We start from the raw sequence: 25,628 nt of genomic DNA, 5'->3' as shown, positions 1-25,628 counted from the left end.
CACCCAGCACTCAGCACTCAGCCTTCCATGGTGTTACCCTCTTTCTTATCAAAGTTAATGTTTCTCTGCAGCCCATGCGGGTGGTTTGCTGAACACCGGCATCCGGGTGGCGATCCATCTGAATACCCAGACCTCGGTCAATATGATGGCCAGGGTGATGACAATTTCCATCCAGGAAGGGAAATATCTCTCGCTGAATGGTATCCACCATTTATACGCGATGATGGAAATATTAAGCCGGTTGATGATAATTCCGATCATCGCCAGGATGGCTGCTATCCGGATGAGAAGCAGGTTTCTGTATCGAACACCCCGGAAAAACATGAGGCAGGGGATCGCTACGAGACCAATGATCTCGACAAGATACCAGTAGCCCAGGGGGGTGTTTAAGAGCGCCCAGTGCCAGCCATGAATGAAGACGAGAACTTGCGCAAAGAAGTAAACTAACATGGCCACCGCACATCCCTTGCTTAAGCCGATGATGATATCATCATAAGCAGCATGATCTTCATGGGCGATCTGATCGCTGAAGACCCGATGGCTGATGGTTCCTTCAAATATCACCATGGACAGTCCCGCAAAGATGCTGGAAACAAAGAACAGAACGGGGATGAACTCCGTGTACCAGATAGGATGGATCTTCCCTTTAGCCATCATGAACAATGCCCCGATACCTGCCTGATGCAGTGTGGAGAGGGCAATGCCAACGACTGCTGCTGCTACGGTAAGCGAGCTAAGGAACTTTCTGAGTTTTCTCATGCCGAGCCACTCGGCAATGGTCGGGGAGAATTCGACAAACTCGGTGATCGTATAAAGCAAAAAGTACCAGGCAAAAAGGAAAAGCACGGAATTAACGCCGAATTCATTTCCATAGAACGGGTTTGCTATGTTCCACCAGCGACCGAGATCAAGGAAGACGGCGCCGCCATAAAAGACATAGGCCAGGAGGCCGTTTAAGACGGTGGCCCTGATGATGGAATGATATTTTTCCACCTGCAGAATATAGACCACAAAGGTCAGAACATATGCCCCCCCGGAAAAGGCGACGCCTACCATGACATCAAATCCGATCCATATCCCCCAGGGGAATTCCTGGGAAAGATTGGTCACGGCGCCCAGACCATTGACAAGCCGGTAAACAACAAGGATAGCGCCCAGAATGATTATCGCGCCGGAGATTATATTGAAGGGTGTTAAGAGCTTCCCCTGGGGCTTCAATTCACTGTGAATGAAGGCCAGAATATCTCTTAACTCCCGTTTTTCTTCTGTTGCGATCACTGTATTCATTTTTCCCTTCCTTCCCTGCTTTGAAGTTCATCTTTCCGACTGGTCATGGTTTTTACTCCGATCAAAAATGCAGGCCAGAGAAGCAGGACAATGGGAACAGAATAGAGAAATCCCTTGCTGAACTCTGGATAAGAGGTTGTCCCCAGATCGGTCCGGAAGCCGATCTGTTCAAATGGAACCGCGGAAATATAAAGATACCCGGTGCCGCCTACCTCGTGCTCTCCGTAAATGTGGGAGATATATTTCCCTGATTCCGTGTAGATTCGGTGATTTGCCTCTTCAATGAGCTGCCTCCGGGCGCCGAAGGTGAGGGCCTCCGCCGGACAGGCTTCCACGCAGGCAGGCTTTTGTCCTTTCTTAAGTCTCTCCCAGCAGAGGGTGCATTTCAGGATTTTGGGGGTAGCGCTCTGATATTCAAACTTGGGAATGTCAAAGGGGCAGGAAACCATGCAAAACCGGCAACCCATGCAATTGGTGTCCCAGGTAACCGCTCCGTCCACCCTCTTTTTCATCGCATTAACCGGGCAGGCCGAGACACAGCCGGGCTGATTGCAGTGCATACATTGCTTCTTCGCAAAAACCTCTCCTTTGTCCGTTTTGTAGCGATTGACCACGGTCAATTGCGTTACAGATGTCTTACGGATTTTATTCAATGCCGATGTATCACCTATATCCGGGATCGGCAGCGCATTCACCTCAGCGCAGGCCGCCTCGCAACTGCGGCAGCCGATACACCGCGTGGTATCAACAAGAACTCCCATAAATTTCTTACCGGCGGCAACCTCTTTGGCCTCCAGGCTGCCTGTCAGCAGGGAACTGCCCGGTACTGCCGCCGCGATCCCTGCTCCCATTCCCTTTAGAAAAGTCCTTCGATCCATTCCCATAACTATTTAGTTCCTCTCTAACTACAAAAAGTTGCAGCCCCATCAACGCCATTATGAATATTAGTGTTAACAATATAAACAACCGAGATAATTTGCAATACGTTTTGTCATGCCCGAATGCTCCTATCGGGCATCCATGATTTTAGGCAGTGACAAGCTGGATTCACGCCCAGACACGTCCCCGAAGTTATTTGTCGGGGAAACGTCGCGAGAATGACAGAATTGGGGGTTGATAATGGACTCAACCAATATATGGAAACACTGCTTGACTAAACGATTATTTACGTTTAAGCGTGACGAGAATGCAGAAATTTAAAATTTTTTCCGAATATAAACCCAGTGGCGATCAACCCCAGGCGATTGCCAAGCTGGTGGCCGGGATAGAGGGGGGCGCGGGCCATCAGGTGCTCCTCGGCGTCACTGGCTCGGGCAAGACCTTCACGATCGCCAATGTCATTGAGGCGGTACAGCGGCCGGCCCTGATCATCGCCCACAACAAGACTCTGGCTGCCCAGCTTTACGGTGAATTCAAGCTGCTGTTTCCCGAAAATGCCGTCGAGTATTTCGTGAGTTACTACGATTACTACCAGCCCGAGGCCTATCTTCCCAGCACGGATACGTATATCGAAAAAGACTCGGCCATCAATGACGAAATTGACAAGCTGCGCCACAGCGCCACGCATTCCCTCCTGGAACGCCGCGATGTCATCATTGTCGCGAGCGTTTCCTGCATCTACGGGCTCGGTTCCCCCGAGACCTACCACGGCATGCTGCTGGCGTTGGCGGAAGGAATGGATATAGCCCGCGATACCATGCTCCACCGTCTCGTTGAAATGCAGTATGAACGCAACGACATTGATTTTCACCGCGGCACTTTTCGGGTGCGCGGAGACATCGTCGAGATCTTCCCCCCTTACGAACAGGAAAGGGCGATCCGGATCGAGTTCTTCGGAGACAACATTGAGGCTATTTCTCTGATTGACCCGCTGCGCGGCAGAAAGCTGGACCGCCTGACCAAGATTGCCCTCTACCCCAGCAGCCATTATGTGACGACGAAGGATAATCTTAAAAGGGCCATTGTGGCGATCCAGGATGAGCTGGGGCTCCGGCTCCGGGAATTAAACGGGCTCAACAAACTCGTCGAGGCCCAGCGCCTGGAGCAGCGCACGCATTTCGATATCGAAATGATGGAGGAGATGGGCTACTGTCAGGGTATCGAGAATTATTCCCGCCACCTGACGGGCAGAAAGCCCGGCGAGCCGCCGCCCACCCTGATGGAATATTTTCCGGCCGACGCTTTGGTCGTCATTGACGAAAGCCACGCCACTCTCCCCCAATTGATCGGCATGTACCGGGGTGACCGGTCCCGCAAGACGACGCTTGTGGAATACGGTTTTCGCCTGCCTTCGGCGCTGGACAACAGGCCGCTCCGCTTTGAAGAATATGAAGCGCTGCCGAATCAGAGGATCTATGTCTCCGCCACCCCGGCCGTCCTGGAATTGGATAAAGCCGGGGGAACCGTGGTGGAGCAGATCATCCGGCCGACCGGGCTCATGGATCCGGTTATTTTGATCAGGCCCGTCGAGGGCCAGGTGGACGATCTCCTGGGCGAGATCAGGGAACGGGCAACAAAGAGCGAACGCGTACTAGTTACGACGCTGACCAAGAGGATGGCGGAAAATCTGACCTCCTACTACGAGGGCTTGGGCGTCAAGGTCAAGTATCTCCATTCCGATGTGCATACGCTGGACCGGGTGGACATCATCCGTGACCTGAGGCTGGGCAAGTTCGATGCCCTGATCGGGGTGAATCTGCTCCGGGAAGGGCTGGACATCCCGGAGGTATCGCTCGTCGCGATCCTGGATGCGGACAAGGAGGGCTTCCTCCGTTCCGCCCGCTCGCTGATCCAGACCAGTGGCCGGGCAGCGCGAAACGTTGCCGGTCAGGTGATCATGTACGCCGATAAGATAACGGATTCCATCGCGGTTTGCCTGCGGGAGACGGAAAGAAGACGGAATATCCAGGCTAACTATAACAGGCAAAACGGCATTACGCCCGAGAGCATCCGCAAGTCAATCCATAATATCCTCGCTTCCGTCTATGAAGCCGACTATCTCAAAGTGCCCACAGTGGACGAAAAAAACGCCGCCTATATGTCGGAAAAGGAACTGCCGGAAATCATCCGCAAGCTGAAGGCAGAAATGAAGGAAGCCGCCGGGGAGCTCAATTTCGAAAAGGCGGCCGAGCTCCGGGATCGGATCAAGGAACTTTCCGCTTTACTGCTGGAGATGTGACGCCTCCCTACCCGCACTCGGCAAACAATTTCAGATAATCATTATCTTCTTCCAGCGCTTCCTCGACCAGCCTGCGGTTGGTGATCTAAATCCTACGTGACTAAAATTTAAGCATTTATAAAAATTTATCAAGGCTTCATAGTTTTTTGTTGTCACTTTAAGGTAAAAATGTTAGGAGCACCGCAAGAAGATTACTGGTTAAGATAATTGTCCTGAATCAGGAGGAGACGGTTATGAACGTTGTTGTTCTGGTAAAACAGATCCCGGACCCGGAAGCTTTGGTGGCTATCGGCGGCGACGGGGTAAGTCTCGATATAGAACAGAAGTTTGCCTTGAACCTGTTTGACGAATTTGCCATTGAAGAAGCACTGCGGATCAAAGCGAAACACCCTGGAAAAGTGAAGGTTGTGGCCCTGGGGAGCGGGAAGGCAATTGAGGCCTTGAGGACCGGCATTGCCATGGGAGCCGACGAAGCGGTGCTCCTGGAGGACGAGGCTTTTTTAGACGGCGACGGGTATGCGACGGCGCTTGCCTTGAGTCGGGCCATAGCCAAAGAACCCTTTGATATCATTCTCTGTGGCAGGCAGGCTATTGACGCTGATCGCGGAGAAGTCGGGCAGATGGTAGCCCAGTTGCTGGGACTGCCGCATGTAGGCGGGATTGTGAAGCTTGATGTGGCTGATGGTAAGGCCATCGCGGAGGTTGCTGTAGAGGGGGGCAAAGAGACGGTGCAAGTGCAGTTGCCCGCAGTATTTACCGCTCAGAAGGGACTGAACGAACCGCGAGTCCCTCTGATTACGGGTGTTATGAAGGCCATGAAGGTTCAGGTAGCGAGAGTAAAGGCCGCCGACCTGGGGCTTACGGCTGATCAGACCGGCCGGACAGGGTCGAAGGTAAAGGTGGTGCAATACTCGCTGCCGAAGAAAAAACCCGCCGTGCAGCTCATTCCCGGTACGCCTGCCGAGGCCGCTGTGGAAGCGGTAAGGATTTTGATGGACGTAGAAAGGGTATTATAAAATATATGGATAAGATACTGGTATTTGTAGAGGCCAAGGGTGACGAGCCGCGGAAGGTTTCCCTGGAAATGCTTTCGGAAGGTTTGAAGCTTGCCGGAAGCGGGCGGTTCAGCATGGAAGCCGTGTTTCTGGGGAAGCTGTCCGGCACGGTAAAGGAAAAGGTTCTTAATTATACGGAAAAGCTCATCCACGTTACGGACCCCGTGCTGGAGAGCTACACGGCCGAGGGCTATGCACTGGCGCTGGCCGGTTACGCGCGGGAGGCAGGCGCGAAGCTGATCCTGGCCGGGGCTACGCAGCGGGGGCGCGACTTCCTGCCACGGGTGGCAGTGCTCCTGGAGACGGGCATTGCCTCGGATGTGACCGCAGCCAACTGGGACAAAGACCCCCTGACGTTTGTCCGACCCATGTACGGCGGCAGGGTCCTGGCCGAGGTCTCTTTTTCCGCTTCTCCAATTATCGTGACGACGCGGCCCAATAGCTTCGCAGTGGGTGAACCTCTTGCCAAAAAAGGGGAGTTGGCAGAATTTCAGGCCGGCATCACACCTGCGCAGTTAAAGACGACAGTCATCAAGACCGAGGAGACCACCCTGGGCAAAGTTGACCTGACGGAGGCAGACCTGATTGTGGCCGGTGGCCGGGGGCTGAAAGCCGCCGAGAATTTCCGGCTCATCGAAGAGTTGGCCGCTACTATCGGCGCCACCGTAGGGGCAACGAGGTCCATCGTGGATGCCAAGTGGCGGGATCAGGCCGACCAGATCGGCAAAAGCGGGAAAACCGTTTCGCCGAAGTTTTATCTGGGGGCGGGCATTTCGGGTGCGATCCACCATATCATGGGAATGGACACCTCCAAGGTCGTCCTGGCCGTCAATAATGATCCGAATGCTATCATTTTTAACTACGCAAATTACGGTATCGTGGGAGACCTCTTTGAGGTGTTGCCGGCGATGACTGAGGAACTGAGAAAAAGGCGCGGGAAATAGACTGATTCCCATAGATATACTCAATGGACAAAGTGGATGCAATCATCGTAGGTGGGGGATTGGCCGGATTAACGGCGGCCTACCATCTCGCCGATGCCGGTCGGCAGGTAATACTCCTGGAGCGGGGAGACGTTCCGGGGAGTAAAAATGTGACGGGCGGCAGAATGTATGTAGAGCCCATCAGGGAATATCTTCCCGGGATCATTGCGGAGGCGCCATTTGAACGGCATGTCGTGAAAGAGATCATCACGGTGCTCGATGAGGACGCATCCGTGCAGTTAGAATATGCCAATGACAGTTGGCGCCGCGAGCCCTACATGAGCTATACCGTGCTGCGGGCGACCTTCGACAGTTGGCTCGCGGAAAAAGTGGGCGAAAAGGGTGCCTTTGTTATCCCGAAAAAGAAGGTTGATGCACTCCTGTGGGAAGATGGCCGCGTGGCGGGGATCAAGGCGGGGGACGAAGAGATCGGTGCCCATATCGTCATCGCAGCCGACGGGGCGCTCTCCTTCCTGGCGGAAAAGGCCGGTCTCAGAGAGCCCTTGGAACCGCGCAACTACGCCGTGGCCGTCAAGGAAATTTACCGGCTGGACGCAAAGACCATCGAAGATCGTTTCGGCCTGCAACCGGGGGAAGGGGCCGCCAATCTCTTTGTCGGCGCCATTACCAAGGGCATGTTCGGAGGCGGGTTTCTCTATACGAATCGCGATACGCTCTCCCTGGGGATCGTCGTAAGCATTGGCGACTTGATCAAGCAGAAGAATCCTGTTGCCGCCTCCCAGCTCATGGAGGAGTTTTCAGCGCGGCCGGAGGTGCAGCGATGGATACGAGGGGGTGAGCTGAAGGAATACGCGGCCCATATCATTTCTGAGGCCGGAGCAGGGGGTGTTCCAAAGCTTTACACGGGCGGAATGCTCGTCACCGGCGATGCCGCCGGTTTCTCACTCAATCTCGGGTTGACGGTAAGGGGCATGGAATTTGCCGTTGCCTCGGGGGCAATAGCCGCCGGGGTGGCCGATGAAGCCCTGACCCAGGGGGACCTGTCGGCAGCTTTCCTCTCCCGCTACGAGCAGAAGCTCCGGGCTAGTTTTGTGCTTGCTGATATGGAGACCTTCCGTCACACCAGAGATGTGCTCGAAAATAAAAGACTCTTCACCGTTTATCCCAAATTCATTTCCGAACTGCTCGCGGCATTGTTCACCATCGGCCCGGGTAAAAAAGAGCCCTTGTACGCAAGCGCCAAGGCGGTCGCCAGGAAATATATCCTCAACTGGGAAGCGTGCAAGGACTTGTTAAGCATGAGGAAAATGTAGTCATGAAAGTGGCAGAAAAGATAGCGCTTAACGCGATGAAAAACGATCGCGAGAGCCATATCAAACTCGACCAGAAAATCTGCGGTACCTGCCCGGAGCGGATGTGCATCCCCGTGTGTCCGGGGCACCTCTATTCCTTGAATGAGGAGACAGGCGAAATGGTCGTGGAATATGCGGGCTGCCTGGAATGCGGAAGCTGCAAGATTGCGTGCATCTATAAGTCAGTAGACTGGGTTTACCCGGCCGATGGATGCGGCGTCCAGTACAGATACGGATAGTTCATCGGGGTAAGGAGGCGATAACAGTGGCAAGAAATATCAGGATACTCATAGCGAAACCGGGACTTGACGGGCATGACCGCGGGGCAAAAGTCGTGGCGCATGCGCTCATGGAGGCGGGTATGGAGGTCATCTACACGGGCCTGCATAGAACGGTGGATCAGATTGTTACGGTTGCCCTCCAGGAGGATGTGGATGTAATCGGGCTTTCCATCATGAGCGGCGCCCATATCCCCATCGCGGAGAAACTCGTACAGAAGGCCCGCGCGGCGGGAATTGGCGATAAGATGGTTGTTGTAGGGGGGGTAATCCCCGGCCGCGACATCCCGAAGCTCAAGGAACTGGGGGTGCAGGGCGTCTTCCCGGGCGGGACGCCGTTCGCGGAGATTGTCAGTGTAATCAAGGAAAATGTGAGAAGAGGATAGGAGGCGAAATGGGCGTAGCAAAGTATACCAAGGATGCGAAAGGCCAGATTACTGATGTGACCCTGCAGTCGGGCATCCATGTCAAACCGTTCTACGGTCCCGGGGATCTGGAGCGGGTCGGTTTTTCCTATGAAAAAGACCTGGCCGATCCCGGCGCCTACCCCTTTACGCGGGCCATCCATCGCCAGGGCTACCGCAGCCGGGCCTGGACAACTCGACAATACACGGGTTTCGGGACGTCCTACGAGACGAACGAACGTTTCAAATTGATGATCGCCCACGGCCAGACAGGTTTGAACGTAGCCTTTGATCTGCCCACCCAGATGGGCTATGACTCTGATGACCCCATGGCGGAAGGAGAGGTGGGGCGTGTGGGCATGGCGGTTGATTCCCTGCGCGACTTTGAAGTCGCCTTCAAGGACATCAATCTGGCCGAGATCGGCTCCGGTTTGACCATCAACGCCGTGGCCTCGATTATGCTGGCCATGTACCAGGCCGTGGCCGAAAAGTACGGCTATGACGCCAAGGTGATTTCCGCGACGCCGCAAAACGATATCTTGAAGGAAATGATCGGCCGGGGGGCCTGGGTTTTCCCCGTTGAGCCGGCGGTGAAGCTTATCGGCGATACCATCGAATATTCCATGACCACCATGCCGCGCACCAATCCGGTTTCCATCTGCGGGTATCACATCCGGGAATCGGGGGCTACTCCCGCGCAGGAGATCGGCTATGCCATTTTGATTGCCAATGCCTACATTGATAATGTCCTGCCGCGCGGCTATGATGTTGACGAATTTGTGGGCCGGTTCTCCTTTAATTTTAATGTCTTCGGCAATATCTGGGAACAGGTAGCGAAGTTCCGGGCCGCCCGGAAACTCTGGGCGAGGAACCTGAAAGAAAAATACGGCGTCAAGAAGGAAGCCAACATGTTCATGCGCGGGCTCTTCGGCGGCGGCGGCTACGGCCTTACCAAGGCGCAGCCCGAGAACAACATCATGCGCGGCGCCTATTACGCCCTCTCCGCTGCCCTGGCCGGGGCTCAGACTACCGCCCTGTGCAGCTACGACGAGGCCTATACCATTCCGACCCCCCACTCGGCCGTTATCTCGCTGCGGACCCTGCAGCTCCTCATGGACGAGATCGGCCTGCGGGATACCGTTGATCCGCTGGCGGGAAGCTACTTTATCGAGACGCTGACGAAGGAGATGGAAGGGAAGATCGAGGAGGAAATGGCAAAAATCGAGAAGGTGGGCGGGATTGTCCCGGCAGTCGCCACGGGCTATATCCAAAAGCTTGTCTCTCAGCAGGCCTACGAATTCGAAAAGGGAATCCAGTCCGGGGAGCTCCTCAAGGTGGGCGTCAATATCTATACCGAGGGAGAGTCGAAGGACGTGGAACTGCACGAATATACCGGGGAGACAGCCGAGAAGCAGATTGAGGAATTAAGGCGGGTCAAGCGGGAACGCGACCAGCGCGAGACGACCCGCACCCTTCAGGAGCTGGAGAAAGCGACCCGGGCGGGCAAAAACGTCATGCCCTATCTGGTAGGTTGCTGCAAGGCCTACGCTACGGTAGGCGAGATGACAAGTATTTTCCGGAATGTATTTGGGGAGTTTGCAGAACCGGGTTTATTTTAGGTAGGGGGAGGTATCAATGAAAGACAAGCATTACCGGCTGGGCTGTGACATCGGCGGCACGTTTACCGACTTTGTCCTGCTGAACGATCAAACCGGGGAGATCAAGACCGGCAAGTGCCTGACCACTCCTGGTGATCCCTCCGATGCCGTGGAAGAGGGGATCAGAGAGCTGGAAAAGACGGCGCCGGACTTTATCGCCCGGTTGGAGGAGCTGATTCATGGCACAACCTTAGTCATCAATTCCATCATCGAGAGAAAGGGCGCCCGGACAGGGCTCATCACGACCAAGGGCTTCCGGGACATCCTGGAAATTGGCCGCGAGATGCGCTACGCCCCCTATGACGTATTTGCCGAGTTTCCCCAGCCGCTGGTTCCCAGAAGGTATCGCCTGGAAGTGGACGAGAGGGTCCGCAGCGATGGGAGCGTTATCAAAGCCCTGGACCCGGAAGAAGCAAGACAGACCATCCGCGCCCTCCTCAAGATGGGTGTCGAGTCTATTGCCGTCTGTCTCATTAACTCCTTTGAAAATCCAACCCATGAGCTGATGCTCGAAGAGATCATCGCGAGTGAAGCGCCAGGGGTTTCCGTGTCGATTTCCTACCGCGTACTGCCGCAGATCAAGGAGTATGAGAGAACCTCTACCACCGTTACCAATGCCTACGTCAAGCCCCTGACGGGGCGATATCTGTCCAAGCTGGCCGGCCGGCTGAAGTCCATCGGCTTTCAGGGCAAGCTCTTTATCATGCTTTCGAGCGGTGGGGTGACATCGGTTGAAACGGCGGCCGAGTTTCCCGTCCGCATCATCGAGTCGGGACCGACCGCGGCGGTCATTGCCGGCCAATACTATGGCAAGCACTTCAATATCTCGGAGATGTTCTGTTTCGATATGGGGGGCACGACGGCCAAGTCCTGCCTGATCCAGAAAGGCGTCGCCGGCGTTGTGCCGACCTTCGAGGTCGGACGTGTCCAGCGTTTCATGAAGGGCAGTGGTATCACTATCCAGGTGCCGGTTGTTGATTTGATGGAGATCGGAGCGGGCGGCGGCAGCATCGCGAAGGTAAGCAAGATGGGCACGCTGCAGGTGGGGCCGGAAAGTTCCGGCGCGGCGCCCGGACCCATCTGTTACGGGAGAGGGGGAACTGATCCCTGCGTGACCGATGCCGATCTGCTGCTTGGTTATTTGGACGAGAAATATTTCCTCGGCGGCGGGATGAAGTTAGACAAGGAGGCGGCCCGGCGCGGCGTGGAAGAAAAAATTGCCAAGCCACTCGGAGTTTCCTTTATCCAGGCTATCTGGGGGATCCATGATCTCATCAACGAGACGATGACGGGGGCCGCCAAGACGCATATTGCGGAAAAAGGCGGAAACCCGAGGATCGTAACGATATCCGCCTTTGGCGGGGCAGGTCCGGTTCACGCCTACGGTCTGGCGAAGAAACTCGGCGCCCCCCGGATGCTGATCCCGCCGAATGCCGGGGTTGGTTCGGCCATGGGCTTTTTCACCGCCCCCCGGGCCTTTGACCTCCTCCGCAGCCACAAGGTTTCCCTGTCCGGCGTCGCCTTTCCGGAGATAGAGGCCATCTTCCGGGGGCTGGAGGCGGAGGCGGCGAAAATACTCAAGAAGGAAGCCGCCGACGATATTATCCGCTATGAACGATCTCTCGACATGCGCTTTGTGGGACAGGGGGCGGAGATCAATGTTCCTGTGCCGGCCGGTGACTTCACTAAACTCCAGCGAACGGACGTGCGGAGATTATTCGACGATGTCTATGAGAAGCTCTACGGCCGGACCTATCCGGAATCGGAGGTGGAGTTCATCAATTTCAAGGTGCGGGCCAGCCTGCCGGAGCGGCTCCTGCAACTGCCCAAACTTGCGGTAACTAAAGGGCAGACGTTAAGCAAGGCGATTAAGGGAAAACGCCAGGCCTACTCGCCGCTGGCTAAGGATTTTATCCCCTATACGGTTTACGATCGTTATCAACTCTTTCCCGGCGCTCAGTTTCAAGGTCCGGCCATTATCGAAGAGAAGGAGTCAACCCTCATTGTGGGCGAGGATGCCCGCGCAACGACGGATGAGTTCGGATTTCTGTGGATTGATCTTAAGGAGGTATGAAAATGGGGCAGACTTTCGATCCCATCACGTTAGAGATATTATGGCGCCGGCTTATTTCCATTGTAGATGAGGCTGACGGCAGCGTCGCCCGGACGGCCTTTTCGAGCCTGCTCCGGGATGCCCATGATTACACCTGCATGTTTACCGACCGGAAAGGACGGGAACTGGCCCAGGGTAGCTTTGCCACACCGGGCCAGTCAGGCGCCATGGCCCTGGGGGTCAAGAATCTCGTCAACCGGTTCCCCGTGGACTACTACCAACCCGGCGATGCCTTCATCACGAATGACCCCTGGGCACTGGCGGGCCATCTTAATGATGTCTGTGTCATGAGCCCCATCTTTTACGAGGGTAAACTGGCCGCCTTCACGGCCTGCGTTTTTCACCACTCCGACATCGGCGGCCGTGTATCGTCCGATAATCAGGATGTTTTTGAAGAAGGCTTGTTTATTCCCGTCGTGAAGCTCTATGACCGGGGAGTACTGAACGAGTCAGTCATGGATATGATCCGGTGGAATGTCCGGACGCCCGATGAGGTGATCGGGGATATCCGGTCGCAGATCGCGGCAAATCACGTCTGTGCGGATAAGATTTGCCAGATGCTCAAAGAAAGCGGCCTTGCCAGCCTCGATGACCTGGCGGACCAGATTATCAGCCTCACCGAGAAAAGCATGCGCAAGGAAATCGAGAAAATCCCTGACGGCATCTATCCGGCCCAAGGCATTGTCGAGCAGATGAAGGCCAAGGAAGACATTATTATTCAGGCCAAGATCGAGGTCAAGGGAAGCGACATCAGCGTGGACCTCACCGGCTCTTCGGGGCAGGTGAATTGGGGCGGCAACGTGGTTTATAATTTCACCTATGCCTATGTCTTCATGGCGATCAAGAGCATGTTTGCCCCCGATATCCCCAATAACGAAGGCTGCGCCAAGCCGATACGCCTGCGCGCCCCGGAGGGCAGCGTGGTCAACTGCAAATTTCCGGCCGCCGTGGCTGCACGTCTCGTGGTTGGTCATTTCATCACGGAAGTCATTTACCGGGGCCTTTCCGGTGTCCTGCCCGGCAGCGTCATTGCCGGATCAGGCGGCACGCCGGCGGCCATGAACGTGTTTTACGGGAAAAGGAAAGACGGTAAGCCCTGGCATTCCGTGATCATCCGGGGAGGCGGCATGGGGGCAGGCGCCAGCAATGACGGGAATTACGTCTACATCTTCCCGGCCAACGGCGCCAATACGCCCGTGGAGATCTTTGAAAGCGACACCCCGCTGATTGTGGAGAAGAGAGAACTGCTCGCCGATTCGGGCGGCCCCGGCAAGATGAAGGGCGGCCTCGGCAAAAGGGAACTATTCCGCGTGCCCGACGACGAATATGCCCCCCTCCCGCCCGTCAATCTGGGTATCCAGGCGGGCCGGTTTGTCTACGCGGCGGAAGGGCTTTTTGACGGCAAGCCCGGCGCCAGGGCACAGTTCCTGGTCAACGGAGAATCAGGTAATGCCTATGGATTAACGCGGTTGCAACCGGGCGACGTGGTGACCATTGACGCCCCCGGCGGCGGCGGCTACGGCAATCCGCTCGCCCGCGATCCCGAGATGGTGTTAAGCGATGTGACCGAGGGTTATGTCAGCATAGCAAGCGCCGGTGCCGACTATGGCGTTATCATCAACCCGGAGACACTGGCGATTGATTGGCCGGAGACCAATAAGGCGCGATCCTAGTGCAGAATAGGGGCGGCGCAAGCAGCGTCATTGCCCCTATCCTCCCGAAAGCATGACAAAAAGGTGGATATCGTCGCCATCGTTAACGGCCTTGCCGAGTTCATCGGGGTATGCGCTGGCATTATTTACATAAATTTCAACCGTGTTTAGCAGTTTATCTCTTTTTGCAAAAAGCGCCTTCTCCATGCCGGGGAACTGCCTGATTAGCTGTGCCAGACATTCGGCCACTGTTTTTCCTTCTGTGGCAACAATCTCCAGGCCATCGGTAAATTGCGTATGAGTGGTATGAACGTGCACCTTGACTGCCATGTTTGACTCCTTTCCTATTTACTCCTGAATTATGTCCCTTATATGCCGAATTCCAGCCTTCAAATGGCGCAGGGGGCGGCCCGTCCGGCCAGCATCGCAATCCGGTATTTGCGGATTGGCAGGGTCTCCTGCGCCAGCTCGGCATGGATGACGCCGAGGGGTACGGCCCGATAGTCCATCGCCACGACCTTCTCCATTAGCTTAACAAACCAGTCCTGCCGGATGCCGCCTTCCACCTCGGCATGGAGGGGCAAGACGTGCATGCCCCCCGACTGCAATATACCGGCGATGATGTCGGCGCCGCGCTCCGCACCCATCTCCTCCAGACAGGGCAAATCGGAAGGTATCTCGACGAGGCCGCAACCTTCATGGATGAACGGTTCTTTAGCCCGGGTGCAGCTTAAATATAAGAAATTGTAAGCCTTCACGATCTCCATAACCCGCTCGTCCACCAACCAGGCCGGCGCCCCGAAGGACGTCGGCGCCTGACCGGTCAGCTTGATGAATCCTTCCACCCCCCGGGCAAACCACTCGCCGATCCAGGCGGCGGAATGGCGATCAATGTCATCCTGCCAGCGCCGGTGATCCCAGGCATGGAACTGTACTTCGTGACCCTGCGCAATGATCTCCTTGACCAGGTCCGGGAAGGAAAGGGCAATGAGGGGCGAAGGCAGCAGGGTCCCGTAGAGGGCGGTTTTCAGGCCATAGAGGCCAACGGCGTTGGTGCGCCACATCTTTTTCAAAAAAAGCGGGTTGCGCAAGAGCGTCAGCATCGCCCGACCGGAGGCGTCTGGTCCGATACTGAGGTAGAACGTTGCTTTAAAGCCCGATTTTGCCAATACCTTAAGGAGGGAAGGCACACCTTTTTCCATTCCCACGTAGGTATCCACATCAATCTTCAGGCCCAGCAGTTTTTTCAAGGGAGCATGCCTCCTTCGACCAGCTCAGGATGAGCGGACTTCCGCGGCATTTTCTTCCAGAAAGGAATAGAGGGTCCGCTTTAACGCGTCTTCCAGCCCGACGGATGGCGTCCAGCCGAGAAGTTTCCGGGCCTTGACAATGCTTGGCTTACGAGAATAAATGTCCTGATAACCCTTCCCGTAGTAAGTCTCCGAGGGAATTTGCACAATCTCCGAGTATTCAGGGTCATTGACATGATCGGGATGGGCCATGAATATATTTTTCAGAAGGGTGGCGAGCTCTTTCACGGAACATTCGTTATCGGGATGGCCGATATTGATGATCTCGTTTTTACAGAGGTTGTCCTTGTTCTCCAGTATTTTCAGCAAGGCGGCGATGCCATCGTCCACGTAGGTAAAGCAGCGTTTTTGCAGGCCTCCGTCCACCAACTTGAGCGGACGCTTCAGCAGCAACTCCGCAATAAACTGGGTGACCACCCGGGAGCTCCCCTCCTTTGCGGCGTAGAGGGAATCGAGGCGCGGCCCGACCCAGTTGAAGGGGCGGAAAAGGGTAAAATCAAAGTTGCCGCGTGTGCCATAGGCGTAGATAACCCGGTCCAGAAGCTGTTTGGAGGCGGAATAGATCCAGCGTTCCTTCCTGATCGGTCCGACCACGAGGAAACTTTCATCTTCCCTAAACTCGTCATCCGGGCAGGCGCCATAGACCTCCGATGTGGAGGGAAAGACCACCCTTTTATGATACTTTACACACTGTCTAATAATGTTCAGGTTCATCTCGAAATCAAGATGAAAAACGGCCAGCGGGTCTTCAACATAGAGCTTCGGCGTGGCAATGGCGACCAGAGGCAGGACCACGTGGCATTTTTTGATGTGATACTCGATCCATTCCCGGTTTATGGATATATCGCCTTCAATAAAATGGAAGCGGGAATTATCCAGGGCCTTCCCGAGCCGATCGTCGGAGAGGTCCATGCCATAGACGCTCCAATCCGTCTCGGCCAGGATGCACTTCGTCAAATGGTGACCGATAAACCCGTTTACCCCTAATATCAGGACATTCATAGTAATACTTCCCCTTCTCTTTCCGTAAAATAATTTTCTATCTCAGCGTTTTTCAAATGCTTACCGTTAATTTCCACATCAAGCAGTTTGAGACGTCCCTCGCCGGCACAGACCAGGACGGCGCCCTTTTCTAATTGCAATTGACCTGCCTGCCCGGCGATGCTCGCCCCGTCTTCCGGTTGCGCCCACCAGATGGTAATCATGTCACCACCGGCGGTAAAAGTAAAGGCTCCCGGATAAGGCGCCGTTACCGCCCGGACGAGATTGTAGATGGTGAGCGCCGGCCAGTGCCAGTCAATACGGCCATCCGCCGGGGTGCGGCGGCCGTAATAGCTTCCTTGCCGCCAATCCTGCGGGATACGCGGGGCCGTTCCCGTTTTTATCAGGGGCAGGACCTCGTCTAGCAACACTGCTGCCTGTCGGCAAAGCTTTCCATAGAGGCTTCGCGCCGTATCTGCAAAGGCGATGGGCACTGCCTGTTGGGCAACAATAGCGCCGGCATCCGCCTTATCCACCATGCGATGCAGAGTGACGCCCGTCTGCGTCTCACCGTTGACCAGCACCCAGTTGACGGGACAGCGGCCACGATAATAAGGCAAAAGGGAGCCGTGTAGATTGAATGCCCCTAAAGGAGGAATGGTCAGAATTTCTCCTGCCAGGAGGTGGCGGTAATAAAATGAGAATATTACCTCCGGGGCCAAGCAGGAAATCTTTGCGAACCACGCTTCCGTGTTCACGTTTTCCGGACAGAAAAGGGGAACGTTATTTTCTTGGGCCCAGTCGGGCACAGAACCAAACCAGCAATTCTCCTTGGGGTCGTCGGCATGAGAAAAAACGGCCGCGATCTCCAGACCGGCCCGCTGCAGGGCCGTAAGCCCCGTAAGACCCATGTCATGGTAGGCAAAAACGACAGTCTTCATAATTTATCAGAAGAATAAATTTGTTCAATAACATATTCGGGTCGCTTGCGCACTTCCCGGTAGATGCGGCCAATATACTCCCCGATCAGCCCGAGGGCAAAAAATTGCATGCCCACGAATAGAAAGAGGATAGCAAACAAGGTAAAAACGCCTTCCGCCGCCCAGGCCGCACCATAGGACAGGCGGGCCACGGCCAGAACCAGACCGAAAACAGTCCCCAGCAAGGCCATGCCGACGCCGCCATACAGGAGCAATTTCAAGGGGAAATCGGAAAAAGAGGCTACCAGATCGAACTGCAGGTTGATCAATTTTCGCAAGGGATAGTTTGATTTTCCACCGTATCTTTCCTCGTGGGCTACTTCTATCTCTGTGACCCGCTTCCCGAAATAGGTGGCCAGAGCGGGGATAAAAGTCGCGTGCTCGTGACAGGAAATCATACGTTCGACTACAGGACGGCGGTAGGCCCGCAACATACAGCCCCAGTCCCTCAGTTTCACGCCCGTAATCCTGCGGGTAATCATATTGACGACCTTGGACGGGAGTATCCGGAAAAGAGAATCCTTGCGCCCCCTCCTGATGGTGCCTACTACATCAAAGTTCCCCTCCGTCATTTTGGCGACCAGCCGGGGTATCTCTTCGGGCGGATTCTGCAGGTCTGCATCGAGGGTGATAACAATTTCTCCCTTGACGAGAGAAAAACCGGCCATGATGGCCGCGTGCTGCCCATAGTTTCTGGTCAGCTCCACCACCCTGACCTCCGGGCGGTCGGCAAACTTCCGCAAAAGGGCAAGCGAACCATCGGAGCTGCCGTCATCAACCAGGATAATCTCATAGGGAGAGCCTATTCCCTGCATAATGGGTGTGAGCCGCTTCATGAGCGTCTTGATGTTCTTTTCTTCATTATAAACAGGAATAACCAAAGAAATCATTTCATTATCTCCCTTATGGCCTCGCCCACATAATGGACGTCGGCATCCGCCATGTCCGGAAAGAGCGGCAGGGAAATGATGCCCGCCGCCGCCCGCTCCGTCTCGGGTAGAGATCCGGCAGGGATCGTGAAGCGCTCCTGCACGTAGGCAAGCAGGTGATTGGCCGGGAAATGGAGACCATACCCTACATTATATTCCGACAGTTTTTCCATGAAAATCCTCCTGTCCATATCGAGCAACTTGATGATAAAAAGGTGCCAGGAATGGATATGACGATAACCGGGTACACCCGGAAGGTCGATTCGCTTCAGACCCTTGAGACTCTCCATATAGAGTTTGGCAAGATGAGCCCGGCGCTTGTTCAATTCCTCGAGTCGCGACAACTGGGCCAGCCCAAGGGCCGCTTGCATGTCCGTGAGGTTATATTTGAAGCCGGGGGTCTGAATATCGTATTCCGGGTTGCCGCCTTTGCCGTAGCGTTTCCAGGCATCCCGTTCCAAACCGTGAAATCTGAGCTGCCGAAGCTGCTGCTCCATTTTGCCGTCGTTATGGACAATCATCCCGCCTTCACCCGTCGTAATATTCTTGATCGGATGAAAGGAAAAAATCGCGATCTGCCCGAACCCGCCCGCATGAATGCCCTTATACCAGGTTCCCACGGCGTGGGCGGCGTCTTCAATGACCGTAAGTCCGTGCCTGCCGGCTATATCCAGAATCTTGTCCATATCGGCCGGCGCACCGGCGAAATGAACCGGGATAATGGCCTTTGTATTGCCGGTAATCTTTGCTTCGATGAGGTCCGCATTAATGTTGAGAGTTTCGTAATCAATGTCAACGAAAACCGGTTTCGCGCCCAGCATAACAATCATATTGATGGTGGAGGCAAAGGTCATCGAAGGAGTGATTATTTCGTCCCCCGGCCCGATACCGAGCGCCAGCAGCACTAAATGCATGCCGGCGGTCCCGGAAGTGACGGAAACCGCCTGACCGGCGCCCGTAAGTTCGCAAAACTGCGCCTCAAATTTCTGACAGAGAGGGCCGGTGGTGATCCAGCCGGACTTCAGACAGGCGACCACCTGTCTGATTTCTTCCTCCCCGATCGCCGGCCTGCTCAATGGTAAAAAATCTTCACGGATATTCATTTGTTGCCTCTTACTTCAAGCCATTTTTTATATGATGCTTAGCTTTCCCCAGATTGTTTTCCTGCTAATAGCCCTTCTATGCTGATGTCCTCGTCTATATCATCCCAATGAATCCCTTGCCCCCTGCCAATCAGCCCACCGAATACGCCACGCTCGGTGTTATGTCTCTGTGCAATATCCCCATTAGTCAGATTTTGCCACCTTCATGCAAATACGTCCTGATGGCGGTAATAAATTCTTCTGCCACATCAAGAAGCGGTTCCACCTGGTCTTTAGTCAGTTCAAAATATTCCCGGTAATCACCGCGCTGCCTCAAATCGAATGCCTTGTTTAGGCAACGTCCCAATGCTTCCGGGATGATACCTTGTTTTACGAAATTCTTATTGAAATAGGCAATAACACCGGTATGTTTTGAGGACGAAAAAGGCTCATAAATGAGGAGGGCTAAGACCGCGTAGAACATGCCATAGTAAATCCGGTTCGCAACGGAACGAAGGCTCTTGCCACCTTCAATAAGATAGCGGGCTTCTTCCAGACTTTCCGCGGCTTGAATCAACCTGTGCTCGGCGAGGGACTTCTTCTTCTCGTCTATACTCATAGCGGAACCCCTTCGCGCTGAATCGCTTTATAGATCGGCGCTTCGGACAACGGGCCTTCTTCCAGTTCATTCTTGCCGAAAAAAAGCGCTGAAATAAAAACATCGTATTCCAGGTTGAACCGGTAGATGAGATCGTCTATCTCGGCAACCATGACCGGATCATATTCAGGAATTTCAATCATGACGTCCATATCGGAATCATCTACGCCTTCACCCCTTGCCTTTGAGCCGAAAAGACGGAAGTCAACGACCGGATATCTCTCAAATAAAACCTTGTGCAGCGCATCTAAGGACTTTTTTTCATTATCTGTCAGTTTCATGGTGCCCATGTTAAACTCCTCGTTCAGTTCCTGTTGGTTCGATATATAAGACTGCACCTCACTATTACTGTAATAATTCAATCTAGCGGATTGAACCGGGAAAAATTTTCTTGTGATAAAGCCGTATTATGGCACCGGAATACCCCCACTGTTAATCCTCGCTGCCAGCGCCCGCAGGTCACGCCGGCATTTTCGAATCAGCCTGACCCGTTCCATCCACCAATATCTGAACCCGTCACCGATTGACTTTAATGGGTGCCTTTCTTATTTTACAGAAAAACTAGTAAGGTGTCCCCCTGATTTACTCTTGGTTTTTCTCGTTTCGTCACTTTTTTATAACTTACTTATTCGGACAAACTTTATTGAGTAATATATCATTCATTGACCCAGGTATTATTTGATCTGTCGTGGGGTCTGAATAGTCGTGATTGAGCAATGTTTTTCCCTTAATATCATAATATACCAACTTTAGAGTTTTTCCCGTTTTATTGACACAATCCAATTCATATAACATTATCTGGTTATCTAATTTTTCCCAATAATCCATTGATTGTCCAAATTTTCTGAATTGTTGAAGAGTGTTATCTTTTTCTAACTTTGAAAGTTTTATCTTGAACCATACCTTGGAAATCTGGGGACTTACATTTACAATAGAACTATTGTTATAATAAAAATCACCTGACATTGTTTTTCCATAGTAAATCCATCTGTCATTTTTTTCTTTAGTTGTGATAGGCAGAACATCATCTACAGGTGAAAATTGGATATGAGGTAATTCAATATAAGGTATTATCATTGAAATTCCTCCGCGAAAATTTATTTCGTTAGGAACCCCTTGATATATTATACGGTATTCCTTTTCATCTTCAAAGGAGTTATCTTTTATGTATGAAGAAATTTCTACTAATTCTTTATAAAAGTCGGCTTCTGTTATTTTACGTATCAACGATTCCACTGATTCTATTGGTTCATCTTTATGATGATATATACATTCACTTATTTCATACTTCCCTTTACTCATTTTATTCATTTTCTCTATTATGGAGAACAATCTCCCAGAATCAAATTCAATACAGAACCCACCTTCTCTTGGACAATACCCTCTCCATTGATTTAGGTCGTCATCCTTTTTTTTTGAATTTGAAAGTGAAAATACATAACTTTCAGTCCTTTTATCATTGAAAAATCCATCCAATACCCTCTCAACCTGTTCATATTTTACATCATTCGGTGTAAGTATCCCTATGTTTTGTTTTTGTTCTTTCAGTTTCTTCAATTTTGATCTTACCAATTCTAAGGTATATGTAAATTCACTTGAATCATTCAGATAAAGGATGTTGGTCATCCACAATTTATTACTTTCCAGAATACCGAGAATACCTTTCTGGGATGTATAATGGTAAAGATGCTTTGGAAGGGTCATAAAATCCTTATTCTTTTGACTCTATCGGGGACGGGTTTACATTATGATTGATGGCACCTATTCATTCCAGCCCCGGGATATCGCCTGGGAAATCCCGGGACACCATACCAAAAAAACCAGGGACACTTCCCAGATTAATCACGCGGCTTTCTTGACTATTCTGCTTCTTGTCTGAGCCGGTAGCCTGATAGCTGCAAAAAACTCGTTGGGATAAAAAGGTAATTACCTTTGCTCTTGACCGGATTCTGTTCATGACCTTGCCTGCCATGATTTGGGGTTGCGTTTGGCATGGAATACAGCCAGAACAACAATCCGTTTATCTTCAACCATATAGAAAATGCCATAAGGAAAACGACGGACCAGGCAACGCCTAACTTCTCGGTGAACGATCGGATATTGTGACGGGTTCCTCTGGAGCGATCTCAACTGAGCGTCAACATGCAGGAGAAAATTAGCTCCTAGGCCCGGCATTTGTGTTTCATACCAGCCATAGGCATCACGCATGTCTTGTTCCGCTTCGGGGCGGATGAATATCATGCGTTTCATGAGCGACGGATGGCCTCTCGCACGTATTCCCACGGAGATCCTTCTTCGGGATTTAAACGATAGGCGTTAAGACGCCGATCCAATTCTGCCTGCTGCGCCTCCGTGAGCGGCATCTCTTCCGGTATCGCGGCGATGCTGTCCCAAATATCTTCAACAAGTTGAATCCGTTCAGGAACGCTCAATTTTACATATTCGGCAATACTTGAATTACTCATGGCTCTTGCACCTCTTTATCTACAAAATGCACTAATCTTGGGACCTTACTAATTCCATTACGTTTTCAAGATGGCACTAATCCAAGGCCAGTTGGTCAGTTTCCGGGTTGCTAATTTATTGGCCGCCATCTCTGCCAAGCCGAATTCAGCTTGCGTCGTTGCAGCATCCAGAGAACAATCGGGGACGGGTTCACATTTTATTCAAGCAATAATTTGTGTTTCATGGTTCTTTACTCCACCATCCCAAATCTCTGCCGGAGCTCCGGCAGAGGTTAACTATCTGATGCAAATCATTAACTGACGACATTGCTCCCCGTTTTCATCCTCACAGCATCTTTCACCAAACCCGTTCGACGCCATAACGATCAAATATGATGTCACTGCTTACGAGCGGCATCCCTTCAACGAGCGACTGGGCAATGATCAAACGGTCGAATGGATCGCGATGATGGAAGGGTAAATTGACAACCTGTGCGGCATGTGACACTGACACGGGCAAAAGCGCAAAGTCGTTGGTAATAAATTGTTCATCCCAGAATGCCTCGAAAGGCGCAGGGAGCTCATACTTACCAAGGCTGATCTTGATGGCGATCTCCCAAAGGCTGGCGGGACTGACAAAAATCAAGGCATCGGGACCCGAAATATTCTCCCTCGCTCTGCCGCTCAAACGATGATCGTCGAGAAGAAACCAGAGAATGGCCTGCGTGTCCAGTAAGAGTTTCATGGCATGTATTCCTTGAAATCATTCAGGTGTTCGTCATCTTCGGAAAGTACCTTGAGTATTCCTCTGGCGCTTCCGGGTTGCCGTCCTTTTTTCCGTGTTAACTCAAGTGCCGGCAACGACAAAACCAGCCGGGCATGCTTACCGTAGGCATGGCGAAACTCCTCCGGAAGATGAATGCCTCCTTGAGAGTCAATATCCGTTTCAAATTTTATGGTTTCCATCCTGTCACCCCTTAATTCCTATCTGTCCAATAATTCCCACGCCTTGAACCGGGGACGGATTCAAATTATGATTGATGGCAACTATATTTCCCGCCCCGGAATATCGCGTGCATGGTCAAACCGCCAACTCTTTCAAGCGCCGGAGGGTATCGGGAAACTTGCGGACGAGCATGATCAGCGTGGCGGCTTGATCGTTGGGTTTGGTTCGTCCCTGTTCCCACTTCTCCAATGTCCGGGGTGAAACATGCAGTTCATGGGCGAATACCGGCCTGGATAAATGCAGATTTTCCCGTGTCTCGCGGATGATCTCGGGTGTTACCTCGATCTTAGGTTGCGGATCAACAGTGTATGTTTTCAGTGTGATCTTGTCTTCACGCCATTGGTTGATGTCTTCGGCAGCCTCCATCAGTTCGTTAGACAGTCTGGGTTTTTGCTCTGTCTTTGCCATTGCTACCACCTTTCGACTACTTTCATACCATACCCTTCTGGCGTATGTTATGCAAATATTTTTATCCCGATTAACGCTTCATCAGTGAGTCGGGTGGGGCAGGGTTCAATCGGGGCGATCAGGATTGCAGTTTTACCAGATAATACTCCTTATTGTCCCATATAACCGTAAGATTGGGAACCACTTTTCTGAGCCTTTCCACCCGTTCCTGACCCTTGGTGGCGCAGTACGTTATCGGGCGCTGTCCGACAAGCTTGAAAAACTCGTCAGAATTCATGAAGTAATGCTTTTTTTCGGCGGCCGGCAAAAATTCGCTGCCATATCGCACCTCGCCGATATCATCTACAATTGGCGTCCTGATTTTACCATAAAAATCTACGCCGTAAAGACACATATCATATTGATAGAGTTCCTGACCGGCGGGCAGGTTGTCCTTGATGGCCTGAACCAGAACATAGGCAGACTTATAGGGGGTCAAAAACTGGGAAAGGGGAAAAACCAATGCCCCCAGGAATAGCGCCGCCAAGAAATAAATCGTCAGAAACCAGTGGGCGCCTGTTCTGCGCCGCACGAAACCGGGCATAAAAACCAGCAAAATCTGCATGATGACGGGTACAACAATCAAGGGCACCCAAAGATTCAGCGGGCGCTTTTCAATAAACGGGGCAACTGCCAATACCGCGATGAAGAGCAAAGACTGAAATATGATCGGCAAGTCATACCGGCTGAGGGGGGCGGGAAGGTTGGAGTCTTTTTTCTGCTCATCGTAAAGGCGGAAGATGCTCCCCAGAAACAACGACAGGGGCAGAAAGACGGCGGCAATATAAGGTATCAGTTTGGACGAGGAAAGGGAAAAGAAAAGGAACATGAAACCCGCCCAGACCAGGAGATACCGGGCGTCTTCCCGGCGGAACCAGGGGAACTTATGCCAGACGCTCATCTGCCCGCCGCCGTCGCAGACAGGGGAGGTCTCTTTCTTACGCAAAGCTTTATATAGGAAGGCGCACCAAGGCAACGTTCCGGCAACGATGATCGGCAGAAAAAAATAGACCGGTTGGTTGCGGTGATGAATCGTCGTGGTATAACGCTGAAAATGCTCCTGCACGAAAAAAAATCTGAAGAAATCGCTGTGGGCCTGTTGGATCAAAATAAGCCAGGGCAGAGTAACGGTAAAAAAGATGAGAATCCCCAGGGATGAAATCAGTTTGATAATATCGCGCCATCTGCCCACGGAAACGAGCCAGATGACGATAATCGCCGCAGGGAAAACAATGCCGATCAATCCCTTGGTGAGAAAGGCCAGGGCGCTTGCCAGATAGCACAGATAGAGCCACTCCTTCCTTCCGGCCGCCGCGCAAAAGCGGTAACCTGACCAGATGGCCAGGCTCAGAAAAAAGGCCACGGGCATATCCAGGATATTGATCCGTCCGATGGCAAAGTGAAATAGCGAGGTCGTTAATACCGCCGCACCATAGAGGCCGGTCTTTTCATCGTGCAGGAAACGCCCCATGCTATAGACGATGAGAATGCAGCCCCAAGCGCACAGACCCGCAAAGAGCCGGGAAGAAAATTCATTTTCGCCAAAGATTTTAAACGACAGGGCGGTTGCCCAGTAAGCGAGGGGCGGCTTCTCTATATAGACGGCTTCTTTCAGGCGGGGCGTGATGTAGTCGCCGGATTTATTCATGGAGCTGGGGATCGCGCTGTAGCGTCCTTCGTCCGGCTCCATGAGCGGCATGACGGGCAGGAGGCCTACGTAGAGGAAAAGCGGCATAATGAACAGAATCAGAAGCTTACCCGTTATTCCCGTCACTATCTTTTTCCTCTCTTCTATCGTGGTAATTGCAAAAGTCGTCACGCCGGTGCTCTGTTTAGTCCTCGCTTGACGGGGAAAAACCGGTGTCCAGTA

Annotated in this window: 24 protein-coding genes and 2 pseudogenes; 9 read left to right on the top strand and 17 right to left on the bottom strand. The window is 52.8% G+C overall.

Going from position 1 to position 25,628, the window contains the following annotated elements; genetic code table 11:
* Positions 1–54: 54 nt before the first annotated feature.
* On the bottom strand, positions 55–1,287 hold the full coding sequence (nrfD, locus tag NT140_09535; protein MCX5832109.1) for a polysulfide reductase NrfD: 1,233 nt from the start codon (positions 1,285–1,287) through the stop codon (positions 55–57).
* A complete protein-coding gene (locus tag NT140_09530) occupies positions 1,284–2,171 on the bottom strand; it encodes a 4Fe-4S dicluster domain-containing protein (protein ID MCX5832108.1) in 888 nt (295 codons plus the stop codon). Before NT140_09530 ends, nrfD begins: the two co-directional genes overlap by 4 nt.
* A gap of 302 nt (positions 2,172–2,473) precedes the next feature.
* On the opposite strand from NT140_09530, the gene uvrB reads away from it, so the two are divergent.
* The 9 genes from uvrB to NT140_09485 all read left to right on the top strand — a co-directional run bounded on the left by uvrB (position 2,474) and on the right by NT140_09485 (position 13,942).
* Complete coding sequence (gene uvrB / locus NT140_09525; protein MCX5832107.1) at positions 2,474–4,465, top strand: excinuclease ABC subunit UvrB; 1,992 nt, start codon at positions 2,474–2,476, stop codon at positions 4,463–4,465.
* 233 nt (positions 4,466–4,698) lie between these two features.
* Complete coding sequence (locus NT140_09520; GenBank protein MCX5832106.1) at positions 4,699–5,481, top strand: electron transfer flavoprotein subunit beta/FixA family protein; 783 nt, start codon at positions 4,699–4,701, stop codon at positions 5,479–5,481.
* Between the two features lie 5 nt (positions 5,482–5,486).
* The gene (locus tag NT140_09515; GenBank protein MCX5832105.1) at positions 5,487–6,464 is read left to right on the top strand and encodes an electron transfer flavoprotein subunit alpha/FixB family protein; all 978 of its coding nucleotides are present in this window, start codon (positions 5,487–5,489) and stop codon (positions 6,462–6,464) included.
* Between the two features lie 23 nt (positions 6,465–6,487).
* Positions 6,488–7,777: an FAD-dependent oxidoreductase gene (locus NT140_09510; protein MCX5832104.1), complete on the top strand. Its 1,290-nt coding sequence runs from the start codon at positions 6,488–6,490 to the stop codon at positions 7,775–7,777.
* Between the two features lie 2 nt (positions 7,778–7,779).
* Complete coding sequence (locus tag NT140_09505) at positions 7,780–8,055, top strand: 4Fe-4S dicluster domain-containing protein (protein ID MCX5832103.1); 276 nt, start codon at positions 7,780–7,782, stop codon at positions 8,053–8,055.
* A 26-nt stretch (positions 8,056–8,081) separates the two neighbouring features.
* Positions 8,082–8,480, top strand: a complete 399-nt coding sequence (locus tag NT140_09500; protein MCX5832102.1) for a cobalamin B12-binding domain-containing protein — start codon at positions 8,082–8,084, stop codon at positions 8,478–8,480.
* Between the two features lie 8 nt (positions 8,481–8,488).
* Positions 8,489–10,117, top strand: coding sequence for a methylmalonyl-CoA mutase family protein (locus tag NT140_09495; protein ID MCX5832101.1), 1,629 nt, complete (start codon positions 8,489–8,491; stop codon positions 10,115–10,117).
* Positions 10,118–10,133: 16 nt separating this feature from the next.
* On the top strand, positions 10,134–12,230 hold the full coding sequence (locus NT140_09490) for a hydantoinase/oxoprolinase family protein (protein MCX5832100.1): 2,097 nt from the start codon (positions 10,134–10,136) through the stop codon (positions 12,228–12,230).
* Positions 12,231–12,232: 2 nt separating this feature from the next.
* A complete protein-coding gene (locus tag NT140_09485; GenBank protein ID MCX5832099.1) occupies positions 12,233–13,942 on the top strand; it encodes a hydantoinase B/oxoprolinase family protein in 1,710 nt (569 codons plus the stop codon).
* A 36-nt stretch (positions 13,943–13,978) separates the two neighbouring features.
* Here NT140_09485 and NT140_09480 read toward each other — a convergent pair whose 3' ends face one another.
* The 15 genes and pseudogenes from NT140_09480 to NT140_09410 all read right to left on the bottom strand — a co-directional run bounded on the left by NT140_09480 (position 13,979) and on the right by NT140_09410 (position 25,577).
* Entirely contained in the window at positions 13,979–14,251 is a 273-nt protein-coding gene (locus tag NT140_09480; GenBank protein ID MCX5832098.1) for a MoaD/ThiS family protein, read from the bottom strand.
* A 59-nt stretch (positions 14,252–14,310) separates the two neighbouring features.
* On the bottom strand, positions 14,311–15,171 hold the full coding sequence (locus NT140_09475) for a polysaccharide deacetylase family protein (GenBank protein ID MCX5832097.1): 861 nt from the start codon (positions 15,169–15,171) through the stop codon (positions 14,311–14,313).
* A gap of 24 nt (positions 15,172–15,195) precedes the next feature.
* Positions 15,196–17,153 (bottom strand): annotated as a pseudogene (gene arnA, locus NT140_09470) (bifunctional UDP-4-amino-4-deoxy-L-arabinose formyltransferase/UDP-glucuronic acid oxidase ArnA).
* Entirely contained in the window at positions 17,150–18,082 is a 933-nt protein-coding gene (locus tag NT140_09465) for a glycosyltransferase (GenBank protein MCX5832096.1), read from the bottom strand. Before NT140_09465 ends, arnA begins: the two are co-directional and overlap by 4 nt.
* Entirely contained in the window at positions 18,079–19,224 is a 1,146-nt protein-coding gene (locus NT140_09460) for an aminotransferase class I/II-fold pyridoxal phosphate-dependent enzyme (GenBank protein ID MCX5832095.1), read from the bottom strand. Before NT140_09460 ends, NT140_09465 begins: the two co-directional genes overlap by 4 nt.
* Positions 19,225–19,262: 38 nt before the next feature.
* Positions 19,263–19,358, bottom strand: a pseudogene (locus tag NT140_09455) (DUF2442 domain-containing protein).
* A 53-nt stretch (positions 19,359–19,411) separates the two neighbouring features.
* Positions 19,412–19,822 (bottom strand): HEPN domain-containing protein, encoded by a 411-nt coding sequence (locus NT140_09450; protein MCX5832094.1) that lies wholly within the window; start codon positions 19,820–19,822, stop codon positions 19,412–19,414.
* Positions 19,819–20,151 carry a nucleotidyltransferase domain-containing protein gene (locus NT140_09445; GenBank protein ID MCX5832093.1) on the bottom strand — a complete coding sequence of 111 codons (333 nt, stop codon included), beginning with the start codon at positions 20,149–20,151 and terminating at the stop codon, positions 19,819–19,821. The genes NT140_09450 and NT140_09445 overlap by 4 nt, the downstream gene beginning before the upstream one ends.
* Before the next feature lie 331 nt (positions 20,152–20,482).
* Complete coding sequence (locus tag NT140_09440) at positions 20,483–21,565, bottom strand: DUF2971 domain-containing protein (GenBank protein MCX5832092.1); 1,083 nt, start codon at positions 21,563–21,565, stop codon at positions 20,483–20,485.
* A 249-nt stretch (positions 21,566–21,814) separates the two neighbouring features.
* Positions 21,815–22,111, bottom strand: coding sequence for a type II toxin-antitoxin system RelE/ParE family toxin (locus NT140_09435; protein MCX5832091.1), 297 nt, complete (start codon positions 22,109–22,111; stop codon positions 21,815–21,817).
* On the bottom strand, positions 22,108–22,326 hold the full coding sequence (locus NT140_09430; GenBank protein ID MCX5832090.1) for an addiction module protein: 219 nt from the start codon (positions 22,324–22,326) through the stop codon (positions 22,108–22,110). Before NT140_09430 ends, NT140_09435 begins: the two co-directional genes overlap by 4 nt.
* A 337-nt stretch (positions 22,327–22,663) precedes the next feature.
* Positions 22,664–23,050, bottom strand: coding sequence for a type II toxin-antitoxin system VapC family toxin (locus tag NT140_09425; GenBank protein ID MCX5832089.1), 387 nt, complete (start codon positions 23,048–23,050; stop codon positions 22,664–22,666).
* Positions 23,047–23,271, bottom strand: a complete 225-nt coding sequence (locus NT140_09420) for a hypothetical protein (protein MCX5832088.1) — start codon at positions 23,269–23,271, stop codon at positions 23,047–23,049. The genes NT140_09425 and NT140_09420 overlap by 4 nt, the downstream gene beginning before the upstream one ends.
* A gap of 115 nt (positions 23,272–23,386) precedes the next feature.
* Complete coding sequence (locus NT140_09415) at positions 23,387–23,719, bottom strand: helix-turn-helix domain-containing protein (GenBank protein MCX5832087.1); 333 nt, start codon at positions 23,717–23,719, stop codon at positions 23,387–23,389.
* A 118-nt stretch (positions 23,720–23,837) separates the two neighbouring features.
* Positions 23,838–25,577 carry a glycosyltransferase family 39 protein gene (locus NT140_09410; GenBank protein MCX5832086.1) on the bottom strand — a complete coding sequence of 580 codons (1,740 nt, stop codon included), beginning with the start codon at positions 25,575–25,577 and terminating at the stop codon, positions 23,838–23,840.
* Positions 25,578–25,628 lie beyond the last annotated feature (51 nt).

This window comes from Deltaproteobacteria bacterium (assembly GCA_026388415.1).
Classification (GTDB): Bacteria; Desulfobacterota; Syntrophia; order Syntrophales; family JACQWR01; genus JAPLJV01.
Note: the sequence above shows the minus strand (reverse complement) of the source record. Positions and strands in the feature narration are given on the sequence as shown.